We start from the raw sequence: 15,408 nt of genomic DNA, 5'->3' as shown, positions 1-15,408 counted from the left end.
CATGCTTGCCAACGACCTTGCCGCCCTGCTGCCCCGGATGCGACGCTTCGCGCGCTCCATTACCTTCCACCGTGAAGATGCCGACGACCTCGTGCAGCTCGCGATCGAACGCGCGCTCGGCCGCAGCGAGCAATATACTGAAGGAACCAGACTCGACAGTTGGCTGTTTCGCATCATCCGCAACGCCTGGATCGACGAGGTGCGCAGCAGGATCCGGCGCGACGCGGTCTTCGCACCCGCCGAGGAAGGCGAGCACGTCGGCCATGACGGCGCCGAGGTCCAGCAGCAGCGGATGGCCGTCCAGAAAGCGATGAGCCTGCTGTCCGATGAACACCGGATCGTGGTTGCGCTGGTGCTGGTCGACGGCTTGCCCTACAAGGAGGCGGCCGCCGTGCTCGAGATTCCGATTGGCACGCTGACGAGCCGCCTGGCCCGTGCGCGTGATGCTTTACAGAAATTGTTGTCCGACGAAAGAACCGTAGCATGAAATATTCAGACGAAGTCCTGATGGCCTATGCCGACGGCGAGCTCGACGAACCGCGACGCAGCGAAGTCGAACGCGCCGTGCGCGCCGATCCGTCGCTGGCCGCCGTCGTCGAGCGCCACCGCGCCCTGCGCCGCGATGTATTTTCCGCCTTTGCCGGCGTGCTCGACGAACCGCTGCCGCCGCAGCTGCGCACAGGCAGCAGCGCGGGCAGCAGCGCAGGCGCCAAGGTGCTCTCCTTCGAGGCCGCGCGCAATGCCAAGGTGCGCGTCGCCCCCGTGCCGGCGCCGGCGGCGCATGGCCAGGCAGCGCAGCGCAACTGGCCGCGCTGGGGCGCGCTCGCGGCGACCCTGGTGCTGGGCGTGATGGCGGGCAGCCTCTGGTTCGACGGCAGCAGCGGCGAAGGCAGCCTCGTGGTCGCCGATGCGGGCGGGCGCCTGGTTGCCCGCGGCCAGCTCGCCGGCGCCCTGTCGCGCCAGCTGGCAAGCGACCCGGCGCCCAGCAGCCCGGTGCGCATCGGCGTCAGCTTTGCCGCCAAGAGCGGCAGCTATTGCCGCAGCTTCAGCGTCGGCCGAAGTGCGGGCCTGGCCTGCCGCGACGGCGAGACCTGGCGCATTCCCGTCCTCTCGGAAGCGCGCGCCGTGCGCGGCGAATACCGCCAGGCGGCCGCGGCGACACCGGTGGCCGTGCTCGACGCGATCGACGAGCGCATCGCCGGCACGACCATGAACGCCGCAGCGGAACGTGCGGCCAGAGAGCGCGGCTGGAGGCGCTGAAGCAGCGTTGATGACGATAATGGAAATCGGACCCGTAGGGAGGGCGGGTTCCCCGCCCACGCGTTCAACGCGCGTTTGCGGCGTCGAACACTGTGTCGAAAATGCATTGGCTGGTTGAACGCGTGGGCGGGGGACCGCGGGGCCGCCGAGGCCCACCCTACGGTATGTCCTCAAGCCTCTCGGCGACATTGCGTTTACCTGTTCGCGTGCGCCCGCTCCTCCAGCAACTCCCGCTCGCGCACATTCGACGTCATTTGCGCCGCGCGCGCAAACTCGGCGGCCGCTTCACGCCGCCGTCCCAGCTTTTCCAGCAAATCCCCGCGCACGCTCGGCAGCCACTGGTAGCGCTCCAGCGCGCCGCCAGCGGCCAGCGCATCGACCAGCGCCAACCCGGCCGCCGGCCCTTCCGCCATGCCCACCGCCACCGCGCGGTTCAGTTCGACCACGGGCGAAGGATTAACGCGCGCCAGGTCGCCATACAGCGCGGCGATCCGGGCCCAGTCGGTGTCCCCGGCCGTCCTGGCGCGGGCGTGGCAGGCGGCGATCGCGGCTTGCAGCGCGTACGGTCCGGGCGCGCCGAGCAGCTCGGCACGTGCGAGCGCCGCCAGGCCGCGCCGGATCAGGATGCCGTCCCAGCGCGACCGGTCTTGCTCGAGCAGCAGCACCGGCCGGCCCGCGCGGTCGACCCGGGCGGCGGCGCGCGAGGCCTGCAGCTCCATCAGGGCGACCAGGCCGTGGGCTTCCGGTTCGCCTGCTGCGAGTTCGGCCAGCATGCGCCCGAGGCGTAGCGCTTCTTCCATCAGCGCCGGGCGCATCCAGTCCTGGCCGGCGGTCGCGGTATAGCCCTCGTTGAAAATCAGGTAGACCACTTCCAGCACCGACCCGAGCCGCTCGGCCAGCTGCTCCGGCGGCGGCAGCTCGAAGGGCACCCCGGCCTGGCCGAGGCTGCGCTTGGCGCGCACGATGCGCTGGGCGATGGTCGGCTCGGGCACGAGGAAGGCGCGCGCGATCTCGCCGGTGGACAGGCCACCGAGCAGTTTCAGGGTCAGCGCCACCCGTGCCTCGGTCGAGAGGATGGGGTGACAGGCCGTGAACATCAGGCGCAACAAGTCGTCCTGTACGACGTCGTTACGCGCGGCATCGAGATCATCGACAAAGTCCGGCACGATATGCGCCTCCTGCGCCTGCAGGTCCTGGCCGATCTGCACGCATTTTTCGCGGAAGGATTTATCGCGGCGCAGGTAATCCAGCGCCGCGTTCTTCGCCGTGCGCATCAGCCAGGCGCCGGGATTGTCGGGAATCCCGGATGCCGGCCAGTGTTCGAGCGCGGCCACCAGCGCGTCGCCAGCCAGCTCCTCGGCCAGGCCGATGTCGCGTACCAGGCGCGCGACGCCCGCCACGATCTTCGCCGACTCGATGCGCCAGACGGCGCCGATGGCCTGGTCGACCTGCTGGCGCATCAGGGCTGCGACGGAATCGCGTTCACATCCATCCACGACAGCTCCCAGACATGCCCGTCCAGGTCTTCGAAGCCGTGGCCGTACATGAAGCCGTGGTCCTGCTTCGGATTGGGCGATCGTCCGCCGGCCGCGAGCGCTTTGGCCACCAGCGCGTCGACTTCCTCGCGGCTCTCGCAGGACAGGCAGGTCAGCACCTCGGTCGAGGTGGCGGCGTCGGAGATGGGTTTGTTGGTGAAGGTCTGGAAGAAGCGCTCGACCAGCAGCATGGCGAAGATGTTCTCGCCGAGGATCATGCAGGCGCCTTCGTCGTTACTGAACTGCGCGTTGAATTCGAAGCCGAGGCGGGAGAAGAACTGGCGGCTGCGCGCCAGGTCTTTCACCGGCAGGTTCACATAGATTTGCTTGTGCATGGTGTTTCCTTTCCGGGGAAGTTGAGGCGGGCCGATTCAGGACTGGAGCGGGGCCTGGCCCTGTTCGAGCGCGCGGAAACGCTCCAGCGTTTCGGACGGCGGAAAGTCGTCGAGCTCGAACACCTGGCGCACCTCGATCTCGGCCTCCAGATCGCCGCCGCGCGGATTCGGAAAGCGGCGCGCCCATTCCAGCGCTTCTTCGGGGGTGCGCACGCTGATCATGGTGTAGCCCGCGATCATTTCCTTGGACTCGGTGAAGGGCCCGTCGATGACGCTGCGTTCCTTGCCGTGGTAGCGGATGCGCCAGCCGCGGCTGGACGGATGCAGGCCGCTGGCGTCGAGCAGCACGCCGGCGCGGGCCAGTTCGCCGTGGTAGTCGGCCATGACGCCGAGCAAGGCTTCCTCCGGCATGCAGCCGGCTTCCGACTCGGGCGTGGCCTTGACGATGATCATGTAACGCATGCTGTTCTCCTTGACGGGACCGGGCGCGGCCCATGCCGCGCTTCAACCGTTTCCAGTCACACGACGAAACGGGCCGGCAGGATTCGACACACCGCGAAAAAAGATTTTCAGCTTTCGTAACAAGGCGCCAGCGCCCGCACCTCGACCGTCGCCCACTCGGCGGCCGGGCAGCGCGCCGCCAGCGCGACCGCTTCGGCATGCGTTGCGACGTCGACGTGGAAGAAGCCGCCGATCATTTCCTTGGCTTCGGCAAAGGGCCCGTCGACAGCGCGCGTCTTGCCGCCCTCGACCTGGACCCGGGTGGCGCGGCTTTGCGGCGCCAGCGACTGCGCGCCCAGCAGCACGCCCTCCTCGCGCAAGGCATCGCCGAAGCGCAGCATGCGCTCGTACAGCGCGCGCCCTTCGTCCTCGCTGCGGGTGGCGCGCTGGCCGACGGCTTCATGGATCAGCAACATGTAAGACATCGACTGTCCCCTCAGTATGTAGATAGAAGAACAAGCAGTATGCAATGCGGCGCCCGCCGAGTAAAGCATGGGGCGCGGCGCCATGGCCAGGGCCGATTCGCTCAATCGTGCGCATTCCCTGCACGAATTGCTGAGACTGCGTGCGATTGCTCCTACAAGGCTCTCTCGCATGCGCCTATTGTCCGCCGCCGACCCGGGATTACCATGGGGGAACCAATCACCGACAGCAGGAGGCAGCAATGGGCGGAATCAAAGGCAGGGGCACGAAAGGCCGCTACTACGACGAATTGACCGGCGTGGGCACCAGCAGCGCCGGCATTACGGGCACCACCGGCAACCTCAACACCGGTACCCGCGATGGCGGTATCGGCATGCCGTCGAGCGACGACAGCGGCTACCGCGCAGGCAACCGCCAGTCGGCCGATATCGACGACGGCGAGCCTGGCGACACCACGCCGGCGCTCGGCCGCGGCACGCGCGCCCGGTCCGGCCGGCGCCAGCAAGGGCAGCAACCAGGGAGTCAATCCAGCCAGAGCAGCCAGGGCAGCCAGAGCGGCGGCAGCCGGCAAAGCGGCCAGGGCGGACAAAGCGCACAGGGCTCGCTCGGCCACAGCCTCGACCAGGACGTGATGGGCAAGGAACAGTAAGCCGCCTTCAAGCATTCAAGCAGCGCGCAACAGCGCGACTACAATATGCGAACGCCCTGCCTGTGCCGGGGGCGTTCGCCTTGTTGCGTCCACCGCAGCACCACTGCCGGCGCCAGCGCCGGTTTTCATTTCATTCATAGGGAGGCCCGATGCGAATCCTGCTGCGCAGCACCGTCCTCGCGCTGCTCCTGCTCGGCGCCTACGCTCTGTTCGGCCCCTACATCAAGAACATGCTGTACGCGATGCGCCTGGCATCGATGCCGGTTCCCGCTGCACTCCAGGTGCCCGTGCGCGGGGTCGAGCCGCGCGCCTTGCGCGACACCTGGCATGGCGCGCGCAGTGAAGGACGCAAGCACGAGGGCATCGACATCTTCGCCAAACGCGGCACCGCAGTGACGGCCGCCACCGAAGGCGTGGTGCTGCGCGTGTCCACCAACCGCCTCGGCGGCCAGGTGGTGTGGGTGCTGGGGCCGGGCGGGCAGCGCCATTACTATGCCCATCTCGACCGCTATGCCGATATCGAGAACGGCCAGCGGGTGCGGCCGGGGACCGTGCTTGGCTATGTGGGCACGACCGGGAACGCGAAAGGAACGCCCCCGCACCTGCATTACGGGATTTATGAATCGGGCGGTGCGATCAATCCCTACCCCTTCCTGCGGGCGGGGGATGGGGCGCGGGTGGCGCAGGCGCAGCCCTGAACGCCCGGCGCCGGCGCCTTCAATGGGCGCTGCGCAGGAAATCGGTCGCGGCGCCGGCCGACATCGGGCGGCTGAACAGGAAACCCTGGAACAGGTCGCAGTCGCAGGCGGTCAGGGTTTCGTGCTGTTCGGCCGTTTCGACGCCTTCGGCCACCACGTGCATGTCGAGCTTGTGGGCCAGGGCCATGATGCCGGCGCAGAGGTCGGCGTCCTTGGCGTCGACCGCGCAGTTCTGGACGAAGGAGCGGTCGAGCTTGAGGTAGTTGACGGGCAGCTGGCGCAGGTAGGACATCGAGGAAAAGCCGGTGCCGAAGTCGTCGATCGAGAGCGCCACGCCGCCGCTGCGCAGCCGGTGCAGGATGGCGATCGCGAGGTCGGGGTCGGACATCATCATCGATTCGGTCAGCTCCATTTCCAGGCAGCCCGGCTCGATCTTGTGCTCGCGCATCAGGTCGAACACATAGTCGGGCAGCGCCGGGCTGGTGAGCTGGCTGGTCGACAGGTTGACGGCGATCGGAATGGTGCCCAGGCCGGCGTCGCGCCAGGCGGCGATCTGGCGGCAGGCCTGTTCGATGACCCAGCGTCCCAGGTGCAGCAGCAGGCCGAGCTGCTCGGCCAGGGGAATGAAGTTATCGGGGGCGACCAGGCCCACGCCCGGCCGGTTCCAGCGGATCAGCGCCTCGAAACCGGCGATGCTGCCGTCGCGCCGCATCTTCGGCTGGTAGTGCAGCGCGAACTCGCTGGTGCCGACGGCCGCGCGCAGGTCGCGCTCGAGTTCCACGCGCTGGGTCACGGTCGAACCGAGTTCGGGCGAATAGAAGCGGTACTGGTCGCGCCCGTTGTCCTTGGCCGAGTACATGGCCGCCTCGGCGCGCCCGAGCAGCTCGGCCGCGCCATGCAGGCTGCCGCGCGAGAGGCTGATGCCGGCGCTGAAGGTCAGGTGCAGCGGCTGGCGCAGCACCGGATACGGTTGCGCCAGGTAAGCGCGGATCTGCTCGACCTGAAGCGCCACTTCCTCCACCGTCTCGGCCTGCGGCAAGGTAAATGCGAATTCGTCGCCGGACAGGCGCGCCAGGCTGCCGAGCACCACATTGCACTGCTGCAGGCGCTGGCCCACCAGCTTGATCAGCTGGTCGCCGATGCTCTGGCCGAAGTTGTTGTTGATGTACTTGAACTGGTCGAGGTCGATGATCACGACCGCCAGACGTCCCCCGCCCAGGGTCGCCATCACGAGCTGCTCCTCGAGCGCCAGCTCGAACATGACCCGGTTGGCCAGTCCCGTGAGCGAATCGGTGATGCGTTCCTGTTCGAGCCGGGTGCGCAGGCCGCGCAGCTCGGTGATTTCGGTGGAGAAGCCGATCAGGCAGGTCGGCTGGCCCGGCAGCTGCAGCTTGACCTTGCGCGAGCGGAAGTGGTGCTTGAAACCGTCGGCGCCGATGATGGTTTCCTCGCGCACTTCGGCGCCTTCCCCGGCCAGCACCTCGGCATCGTACTGGGCCACGCGCGCGGCGACCTCGGGCGGCATCAGGTCGCGGTCGGTGCGCCCGACCAGGCCGGCCAGGTCGCGCTTGTGCAGGGCCAGCACCGGGCCGTTGGCGTACAGGTAGCGGCCCTGCTGGTCCTTCAGGTAGATGGCGGCGTCGACGTTCGAGAGGATGGTGTTGAGCAGGTCGTTGCGCTCGACCAGTTCATCGACGGCGCGGCGCTGCTCGGTGATGTCGGTGGAAATGCCGCACAGCCCGACGACGCGGCGTTCGGCATCGAAAAGCGGCAGTTTGACGCTTCGAAACAGGCGGCATTCGCCATTCCTCAGGCAGACCAGTTCGTCGGTGGCGACCTTTTCCCCGTTCGACAAGGCCTGCTTGTCGGTGGCGCCGATGCCCGAGGCGTCCAGGTCGACAAAGGGCGCGTCGTCGCGGCCGACGATCTGCGCGGGATCGGTGCCGAACACCGCGCCCAGGGCCTTGTTGGCGAACAGGTAGCGGCCCGCGGCGTCCTTCACGTAGAAGCAGGCGTCGAGGTTGTCGACCAGCGTCCACAGGCGCCGCAACTGGACGGGATCGGGGCCGTCCCCGCCGGCAGCGGCCGCATCGAGAGCGTCCTGCGGTGTAATCATGCTGCCCTACCTCCCTGGCGTTTGCACATGCTTGGCGCGAACCGGACCACATGCACCTTGCATGCGAAATGGCCAGTGTAGCGCCCTTGGCGGTAGTTTCGGCGCGTCCATGGTGCACACGATGAAAAAGATGCAAACCAGCCACATCCGAAAAAATGCTGTGACCTTGGCAATAAATTTACGGTAGTCTATTGCCCGTCGAACTAGCCAAGGAAGTCCATGCCCTTTCCCCTGCTTCGCAGGCGCTGCCTGTCACTGGCCCTGCTGGCCGCCCTGTCCGCCTGCGCCGGTGCGCCCGCCCACTTGCCCGACGCGGCCTTGCTCGATACCCAGGTGACGCCGGCCTACAACGGCGTGGTGCTGGTGCGCCCGGACCGTCACACGGCGCCGCTGGTCAGGGCCTATGGCCAGGCCCGCTTCGAAACGCCCGCGGCGCTCACGCCGGATTCCCGGTTCATGATCGGCTCGGTCTCGAAATGGGTCACGGCGGTGGCGGTGCTGCGTTTGGTGGAACAGGGCAAGCTCGAACTCGACAAGCCGATCACGGCCTGGCTGCCGGAACTGCCCGCCGCCAGCGGCGCGGTCACCCTGCGCGCGCTGCTGTCGAACACGAGCGGCATTGAGAATGGCCTGGGCCTGGCGATGAAGCGCGACCGCAGCCCCGAGCGCATGACGATCTCGCCGCTGGACGCCGCCCTGAAGTTCGGCAGTGGCCCTTTGACGTTCGCGCCGGGCGAGAAGTTCGATTACTCGGTCACGAACTGGCTGGTGATCGGCGGCATCGTCGAGCGCGTCACCGGCGAAGCCTTCACGCAGGTCGTCGCGCGCCTGGTGTTCGCACCGGCAGGCCTGCGCGAGACGGGCTTCGCAAGCCAGGACACGGCCAGCCTGCCGCAGATGGCCGGCGCCTACGACGCCGCCAGGACCACGCGCAAAAGCATGCCAGCGCCGCCAATGGTGGCCGCCAGCGGCACCATCTACAGCACGGCAAGCGAGCTGGTGAAGCTGGCCGACGCCGTCTATGGCGGGCAGCTGTTGTCGCCCGCCTCGCGCCGCGCGCTGCTGACGGTCCAGCACGCACCGGAGGAATATGCGCTGGGCGGCCGCATCAAGCAGCTCGGCACTGGGGCCGGTGCGCGCACGCTGGCCTGGGAGGCGGGCGTGAGCGGCGGCCACAAGACCCTGCTGGCCTACTCGCCGAAGGACGGACGCGCCGTGGTCTTGTTGAACAACACCGACATGGCGCAATCCGAGCAGGCCAGGATCGCCCTGGCGCTGCTCGCGGCCATGGACAAGTAATTACTTGGTCACGGCCAGCAGGCTGCGCTTGCCGCCCTTGAAGGTGTAGAGGGTGATGGTACCGTCGCGGATGTCGCCGCGCGCATCGAAGGCGATCGGGCCGGTCACGCCCTTGTAGCGGGTTTTCGCCAGCACTGGCAAGTACTTCGCAGGCGCGCTCGAGCCGGCCTGCGCCATGGCGTCTGCCATCGTCATCACGGCATCGTAGGCATACGGCGCATTGATCTGGACGTCGATGCCGAAGCGTTTCTTGTAATCGGCGCGGAAGGTGTCGAGCCCGGCGCGGCCGGCGGCGTCGACCCCGCCCGCCTCGGCGCAGAACACCTGGCCATCAAGCATGGCGCCACCCGAGAGCTTGTGGATCTCGTCCGAGCAGATGCCGTCGCCGCCCATCATCTTCGCGTTGAAGCCGAGCTGCTTCATCTGGCGCAGCATGGGGCCGGCCACGGCGCTCATGCCGCCGAAGAAGACCAGGTCCGGCTTGGTTGCGCGGATCTTGGTCAGGATGGCATTGAAATCGCTGGCCTTGTCGTGCGTGAATTCGCGCGCCACCACTTGCGCGCCCTGCCTGGTCAAGCCCTTGGCGAATTCGGCCGCCAGGCCCTGGCCGTAGGCGGTGCGGTCGTCGATCACGGCGACGCGTTTCGCCTTCAGGCCGTCGACCGCATAGCGGCCCAATGCCTGGCCCAGCTGGACGTCGTTGGCCACCACGCGAAAGGCCGTGTTGAAGCCTTGCTGGGTGTATTTCGGGCTGGTGCTCGAGGGCGAAATTTGCGGGATGCCGGCCTGGTGGTAGATCTTCGAGGCCGGAATCGTGGTGCCCGAGGTTTCATGGCCGACCACCCCGTTCACGCGCGCGTCGACCAGCTTCTGGGCCACGCTGGTGGCCTGCTTCGGGTCGCCGCCGTCGTCCTCGGCCACCAGCGCGAAGCGCACCTTCTTGCCGCCGATGGTAGCGCCGCGCGCGTTCAGGGCTTCGATCGCCATGCGCGCGCCGTTTTCGGTGTCCTTGCCAAAATAGGCGACCGGGCCGGTGACGGCGGCCGAGTGGCCGATCTTGACGACTTCCTGGGCCTGGGCCAGGCCGGTGGTGATGGTCAGCGCGGCGGCTGCGACCAGGGTCTTGTTCATGCTTTCCTCTTGGGTGCGGCGAAAGGAGCACTATATCAAGGATGAGAAAGGGGCGTGCGGGGCGGCTGAGTGCGGTTTAGCCATGTGGCGCTGTTGCGTGGGCGGTTAGTGGTGTGCGTGATCCGCGTGGGCTCGGGGAGCCCACCCTACGGGATGCGTTACAGGCGAGCTCCGACGGTTTTTTGCATGAGCTGGCCTGCAACCTTATCCGCAGGGTGGGCACCCGTGCCCACGCGGATTCAACCCACCAATACCGCAACAGGCAACAGCCCCACCACGCATGAAAACCAGTCCCGCGCGCCGGACCCTGCCCAGCTTGCGGCATACTGGCCAGACCCCGCGCAAGGTGCAGTCCGGCCAGGCGCCCGTCCACGAGGAGCTGGCATGACGAGCGAGCACCACGGTGGCGAAACGGCGCAGCTGCGCTTTCGCACCCTGCTCTACCGCTTCATCTTTTTCGACTGGCTCTTCATGGATGCCGGCGGCGCGCGCACGCCGATCGAGCGCCACGCCGTCAGCCAGCACAACCGGCGCATGAGCAAATATTTGCCGGTCTATTTGCGCCGCTGGTCCTTCCTCACCGTGCTCGATTTCGCCCTCGGCTGCCTGGTCGAACGGGCGCTCCAGGCAACCCTGCTCTCGGCCTGGTTCTTCACCTGGACCTGCATCACGGCCACCGGCATGGTCGTCATCACGGTGGCCTGGATTTTCCTGACCCAGCCGCAGCAATCCTGAGCGCTTGTCTATACTGCATTGCACAAATTTACGCTTGACACCCCACCAGCTTCCCGCTTAGAGTCAAGTCAATGACTTCCTCACTGCATCTTCCGACTGCCCTGCCAAACGCCAGCGTCCTATCGCTAGCGCTACTACTACGCGCCTGATTTTCACCCGCGTTCCGGCCCTGCCGGTGTTTAAAAGTAGTCACAGGAATTCGCAACGATGCACGCTTCTTCTTCCACCCTGATCTTCACCCTGCCGCTCCCGGCTGCTGCGCGCGCTTTCGTTCGCCTACTGCTAAAACTAGCGATCGGTTGCCGGGCCTAGCGATCTGTGGCCCGCCCGGCAGCCCTCGCCACTCCCGCGCCGATCCCGGCACCCCTTACCTAGCAGGAGTACGAATATGTTTTACAACCCATCCGCCAAATACCGTCCTTTCCCCGCCGTCGACCTGGCCGACCGCCAGTGGCCGGGCAAGACCATCACCCGTCCGCCGATCTGGATGAGCACCGACCTGCGCGACGGTAACCAGGCGCTGATCGAGCCGATGAGCATCGAGAAGAAGCTGCGCTTCTTCGACATGCTGGTCAAAGTCGGCATCAAGGAAATCGAAGTGGGCTTCCCGTCGGCCTCGCAAACCGATTTCGATTTCGTGCGCATGCTGGTCGAAGGAAACCGCATTCCCGACGATGTCACCATCATCGTCCTGACCCAGGCGCGCGAAGAGCTGATTCGCCGCACCGTCGACTCGGCGGTGGGCGCCAAACGCGCCATCGTCCACGTCTACAATTCGGTGGCGCCCGTGTTCCGCCGGGTCGTGTTCAACATGAGCCAGGATGAAATCGTCAAGATCGCGGTAGACGGCACGCGCCTGATCAAGGAGCTCGTCGGCGGGCACCCCCAGACCCAGTGGGGCCTCGAGTACTCGCCCGAGTCCTTCTCGACCACGGAACTGGAATTCTCGAAGCGCATCGTCGACGCCGTCAGCGCCGAATGGCAGCCGACGCCTGCCAACCCGATGATCGTCAACCTGCCTTCGACCGTGGAAGCAGCCACGCCGAACGTGTATGCCGACCAGATCGAATGGATGTGCCGCCACCTCGCGCGCCGCGAGTCGCTCGTCATCAGCGTCCACCCGCACAATGACCGCGGCACGGCTGTCGCGGCGGCCGAAATGGCCGTGCTGGCCGGGGCGGACCGCGTCGAGGGCTGCCTGTTCGGTAACGGCGAGCGCACCGGCAACGTCGATCTCGTCACGCTCGCCCTGAACCTGTACACGCAAGGCGTGCACCCGGGCCTGGACTTTTCCGACATCGACAGCGTGCGCCAGCTGGTCGAAGAGTGCAATTCGCTGCCCGTCCACCCGCGCCATCCGTATGCGGGCGACCTGGTGTTCACCGCCTTCTCCGGCTCGCACCAGGACGCGATCAAGAAGGGCTTCGCACGCCAGCAGGCGGACGCGATCTGGGAAGTGCCCTACTTGCCGATCGACCCGGCCGATTTGGGGCGCAGCTACGACGCCGTGATCCGCGTGAACAGCCAGTCCGGCAAGGGCGGCATGGCCTATCTGCTCGAACAGGAATACGGCCTCGAATTGCCGCGGCGCCTGCAGATCGAGTTCTCGCGCGTGGTGCAGCAGCTGGCCGACAGCAGCGGACGCGAAATCGCCGCCAGCGACATCCACGCCCTGTTTGCGCGCGAATACCTCGAAGCCGAGGCACCCTACCGCTATGCCTCGCACCGCATGAGCGAGAACACGGCGGCCGGCGAACCGGTGCGGCTCGAAGTCACGGCCTTCGACCAGCAGGTGCAGCGCGTGCTGCGCGGCGCCGGCAACGGGCCGATCGACGCCTTCGTGAACGCCCTCGGCATCGACATCCGCCTGATGGACTACCACGAGCACGCCATCGGCTCGGGCGCGAATGCGCGTGCGGCCTGCTATGTCGAACTGCGTGTGGGGAATGGCCCGACCCTGTTTGGCGCCGGCATCGACAGCAATATCGTCACGGCCTCGTTCAAGGCGGTGCTGTCGGCCGTGAACCGGCATGCGGCCAGCGGCGCCGAGATCACGCCGGCGCTGGCAGCCTGAGGCCAGGGGCAGCGTGGGCACACCGTGTCCACGCGATGACCGGCTGATGATTTCAAATTAGCAATTTTCCCGGCCGCTGAGTTAGAATATCGACAGATTCTGTCGAGCTCAACTGCTGAAATTGCTGAAAGTCGCCGTGTCGCCTCATGCCCTCTCCACACGTTGCCTGAGCATCCATCCCCACCGCGCCGAGTTTGTGGACCGCGAATTCGAAGACCGCTTCCTCCGTCATTTTCTACCCGAACGCAACGCCCAGCTGCGCGCAAGCCTGCTGTTCTCGGCCCTGTTCTACGTCGTGTTCGGGCTCACCGATATCGCCACGCTGGGCCCCACCGTCACCGCCTGGACCATGGTCGCCCTGCGCATCGGCGTCGCGCTGACGGCATTCGGTGCCCTCGCCGCCATCGCCCGCCATCCCGGTTCGATCCAGGCATCGATCCGCGCCACCTGCTGCGTGCTGGTCGTCGGACTGGCCGTGTTCCCCGTGCTGTGCTGGTACCAGCCGGCCGCCCTGTCCTGGAACCTGATGTCGCTGGCCCTGATGCTGATGGCGGTCTACCTGATCTTCCCGAATCGCTTCGTGTATGCGGTGGCGATCGGCGTCGGCGCCAGCCTGGCCTTCGCGGCGATGCTGATCGTCCAGGGCGCGCTGCGCCCGGATGACGTGGTGGCGCTGGTCCTGCTGCTCATCCTGGGCAATGCGCTCGGCTATATCGCCGCGCGCCGTTTCCACCTGGCGCAGCGCGAACAGTTTCGCTCGGCGATACTGCTGCAGGAGCTGGCCGAGCGCGATCCCCTGACCGGCTGCCACAACCGCCGCGCTTTGCTGAGCGGCCAGTTCGAGGCCGAACTCGAACGCACGCGCCGCTACGGCAGCGCGCTGTCGGTGATCCTGTGCGATATCGACCATTTCAAGCGCATCAACGACACCCACGGCCACGCAGCCGGCGACAGGGTGCTCATCGAGTTGGCCGGCCTGCTGCAGGCGATGGTGCGCGCGCCGGTCGACAGCGTGATCCGCTATGGCGGCGAAGAATTCCTGGTGGTCCTGCCCCAGACCGAACTGGCCGGCGCCCTGGCCCTGGCCGAACGCATCCGCGCAGCCTTTGCCGGCGCCGCCACCGCGCTGGCAGACGGGGGCGCCGTGAGCGCCACCGCGAGCTTCGGCGTCGCCACCGTCCCCGCGCTGCATCCGGTGCCGCCGGACACGCTGGACGCACTGATCGCGCTCGCCGACGAGCAGCTGTATGCGGTCAAGCGCGCCGGGCGCAACGGGGTATGCGGCACGCTGGCGATGGCGCCCGAGCTGCGCGCCCGGGCTTGAGCGCGGCCGGCGCGCCACCCGACACGCAAGCGTCGCGAGGGTATAATCGGACCGCGCGGCCCGGCCAGGCAAACCGCGCCTGTTCCAACACCGACACCGCATGCAAAAATCCGCTTCGCTCCTGTTCCTGCTTGCCTGCGCGCCCCTGGCCGCCGGCGCCGCCGACCTCGCCAACGGCCAGCGCCTGTTCGCCTCGCGCTGCGGCTCCTGCCACAGCGTGGGACCGTCGGCGCGCGCCGGCTTCGGCCCGCATCTGAACGGCGTCTTCGGCCGCCGCGCCGGCGGCACGTCGGACTTTCGCTATTCGCCGGCGATGCTTGCATCGAACATCGTCTGGAACGACAAGACCCTCACCGCCTTCATCGACTCGCCGAGCGGCCTGATCCCCGGCACCAAGATGCGCTTCTGGGGCATGAGCAATGCGAAGCAGGTCGGCGACCTGCTGGCCTACCTGCGTAGCGTCCCGCCGAACTCGTAGGACGCCATCGGCACCTTCATCACGTGGTCGATGAAGAGCGCGCGTCCCGTATCCTCGCCCGCTGCACCGGCAACCACCATCAGCGGCACCAGGTGGTCTTCGCGCGGATGCGCCTGGCGTGCGCCGGGGCCCTGTTCCCAATCGACCAGCATGGCGTTGCGGGTGGCCGCGTCAGGATGGCTGATGGCGCTCCCCAGCCAGGTTTCGAAGGCAACGGCAACGGGCGTGGACTCGTCGCGGCCGAAACCGCGCATGTTGTGGTAACTCAGTCCGCTGCCGATGATGAGGACGCCCTCGTCGCGCAGCGGCGCCAGCGCCGCGCCCAGGCGCAGGTGCTCGGCCGCGTCGTAGTTCGATTTCATCGACAGCATGAGGATGGGGACTTCGGCGTCCGGATACATCAGGCTCAAGGGCACAAAGACGCCGTGGTCGTAGCCGCGGCTGGCGTCTTCCTGCACCGGGATGCCGGCACCCGACAGCAGTTCGCGCACGCGGCCGGCCAGTTCCGGCGAACCCGGCGCGGGATAACTGATGTGGTAGGTGTGCTCGGGGAAGCCGGAATAGTCGTATTCCATCGGCGGGCGCGCGGCCGTCGAGACGGTGAACTCGTCCGCCTCCCAGTGGCCGGAGACGACCAGGATCGCTTTCGGCTTGGCCGGCAGGCGCTGCGGCAGCGCGGCGAATTCAGCCGCCGTACGCGCATACATGCCGCGCATCTGCTCGATCCAGGGCCAGGGACCGCCGCCGTGGGAGATGAAATAGACCGGGAGTCGGGAGGAAGTCATGGTGGGTCCTTGAACGAGGGTGTGAGCCGATGCGCTTACTGTAAGGGCATGCGCCATTTTTCACT

16 protein-coding genes are annotated in these 15,408 nt (G+C 67.1%); 9 read left to right on the top strand and 7 right to left on the bottom strand.

Annotated features, from left to right (window positions below; genetic code table 11):
- Window position 1: 1 nt before the first annotated feature.
- Together NMB41_RS11810 and NMB41_RS11805 are read left to right on the top strand one after the other, a co-directional pair.
- Complete coding sequence (locus NMB41_RS11810; protein ID WP_494382635.1) at window positions 2-487, top strand: RNA polymerase sigma factor; 486 nt, start codon at window positions 2-4, stop codon at window positions 485-487.
- A complete protein-coding gene (locus NMB41_RS11805) occupies window positions 484-1,260 on the top strand; it encodes an anti-sigma factor family protein (protein WP_494382634.1) in 777 nt (258 codons plus the stop codon). Before NMB41_RS11810 ends, NMB41_RS11805 begins: the two co-directional genes overlap by 4 nt.
- A 194-nt stretch (window positions 1,261-1,454) precedes the next feature.
- On the opposite strand, the gene NMB41_RS11800 is transcribed toward NMB41_RS11805, so the two are convergent.
- From NMB41_RS11800 to NMB41_RS11785, 4 genes are all read right to left on the bottom strand, one after another.
- Complete coding sequence (locus NMB41_RS11800; RefSeq protein WP_494382829.1) at window positions 1,455-2,720, bottom strand: RNA polymerase sigma factor; 1,266 nt, start codon at window positions 2,718-2,720, stop codon at window positions 1,455-1,457.
- On the bottom strand, window positions 2,720-3,130 hold the full coding sequence (locus NMB41_RS11795) for a VOC family protein (protein ID WP_494382633.1): 411 nt from the start codon (window positions 3,128-3,130) through the stop codon (window positions 2,720-2,722). The genes NMB41_RS11800 and NMB41_RS11795 overlap by 1 nt, the downstream gene beginning before the upstream one ends.
- Window positions 3,131-3,166: 36 nt before the next feature.
- The gene (locus tag NMB41_RS11790; RefSeq protein ID WP_494382632.1) at window positions 3,167-3,592 is read right to left on the bottom strand and encodes a YciI family protein; all 426 of its coding nucleotides are present in this window, start codon (window positions 3,590-3,592) and stop codon (window positions 3,167-3,169) included.
- A 107-nt stretch (window positions 3,593-3,699) separates the two neighbouring features.
- Window positions 3,700-4,056, bottom strand: coding sequence for a YciI family protein (locus NMB41_RS11785; protein WP_494382631.1), 357 nt, complete (start codon window positions 4,054-4,056; stop codon window positions 3,700-3,702).
- Window positions 4,057-4,295: 239 nt separating this feature from the next.
- On the opposite strand from NMB41_RS11785, the gene NMB41_RS11780 reads away from it, so the two are divergent.
- Entirely contained in the window at window positions 4,296-4,703 is a 408-nt protein-coding gene (locus tag NMB41_RS11780; protein ID WP_494382630.1) for a hypothetical protein, read from the top strand.
- Window positions 4,704-4,852: 149 nt separating this feature from the next.
- Complete coding sequence (locus NMB41_RS11775) at window positions 4,853-5,401, top strand: M23 family metallopeptidase (protein ID WP_494382629.1); 549 nt, start codon at window positions 4,853-4,855, stop codon at window positions 5,399-5,401.
- A 19-nt stretch (window positions 5,402-5,420) separates the two neighbouring features.
- Here NMB41_RS11775 and NMB41_RS11770 read toward each other — a convergent pair whose 3' ends face one another.
- The gene (locus tag NMB41_RS11770; RefSeq protein WP_494382628.1) at window positions 5,421-7,517 is read right to left on the bottom strand and encodes a putative bifunctional diguanylate cyclase/phosphodiesterase; all 2,097 of its coding nucleotides are present in this window, start codon (window positions 7,515-7,517) and stop codon (window positions 5,421-5,423) included.
- A 219-nt stretch (window positions 7,518-7,736) separates the two neighbouring features.
- Here NMB41_RS11770 and NMB41_RS11765 point away from each other — a divergent pair, with 219 nt between their 5' ends.
- Complete coding sequence (locus NMB41_RS11765) at window positions 7,737-8,816, top strand: serine hydrolase domain-containing protein (protein WP_494382627.1); 1,080 nt, start codon at window positions 7,737-7,739, stop codon at window positions 8,814-8,816.
- On the opposite strand, the gene NMB41_RS11760 is transcribed toward NMB41_RS11765, so the two are convergent.
- Window positions 8,817-9,947 carry a branched-chain amino acid ABC transporter substrate-binding protein gene (locus NMB41_RS11760; RefSeq protein ID WP_494382626.1) on the bottom strand — a complete coding sequence of 377 codons (1,131 nt, stop codon included), beginning with the start codon at window positions 9,945-9,947 and terminating at the stop codon, window positions 8,817-8,819.
- A 384-nt stretch (window positions 9,948-10,331) separates the two neighbouring features.
- Here NMB41_RS11760 and NMB41_RS11755 point away from each other — a divergent pair, with 384 nt between their 5' ends.
- The 4 genes from NMB41_RS11755 to NMB41_RS11740 all read left to right on the top strand — a co-directional run bounded on the left by NMB41_RS11755 (window position 10,332) and on the right by NMB41_RS11740 (window position 14,558).
- The gene (locus tag NMB41_RS11755; protein ID WP_494382625.1) at window positions 10,332-10,682 is read left to right on the top strand and encodes a hypothetical protein; all 351 of its coding nucleotides are present in this window, start codon (window positions 10,332-10,334) and stop codon (window positions 10,680-10,682) included.
- Window positions 10,683-11,070: 388 nt separating this feature from the next.
- Entirely contained in the window at window positions 11,071-12,756 is a 1,686-nt protein-coding gene (gene leuA, locus NMB41_RS11750; RefSeq protein WP_494382624.1) for a 2-isopropylmalate synthase, read from the top strand.
- Window positions 12,757-12,892: 136 nt separating this feature from the next.
- A complete protein-coding gene (locus NMB41_RS11745; RefSeq protein ID WP_494382623.1) occupies window positions 12,893-14,080 on the top strand; it encodes a GGDEF domain-containing protein in 1,188 nt (395 codons plus the stop codon).
- 100 nt (window positions 14,081-14,180) lie between these two features.
- Window positions 14,181-14,558 (top strand): c-type cytochrome, encoded by a 378-nt coding sequence (locus NMB41_RS11740; RefSeq protein ID WP_494382622.1) that lies wholly within the window; start codon window positions 14,181-14,183, stop codon window positions 14,556-14,558.
- Here NMB41_RS11740 and NMB41_RS11735 read toward each other — a convergent pair.
- Window positions 14,528-15,343, bottom strand: coding sequence for a DODA-type extradiol aromatic ring-opening family dioxygenase (locus NMB41_RS11735; protein ID WP_494382621.1), 816 nt, complete (start codon window positions 15,341-15,343; stop codon window positions 14,528-14,530). The genes NMB41_RS11740 and NMB41_RS11735 overlap by 31 nt on opposite strands.
- Window positions 15,344-15,408 lie beyond the last annotated feature (65 nt).

Source organism: Massilia sp. FBCC-B171, assembly GCF_059134155.1.
The sequence above is the reverse complement of the archived record's forward strand: the minus strand, read 5'-3'. Positions and strand labels throughout refer to the sequence as shown.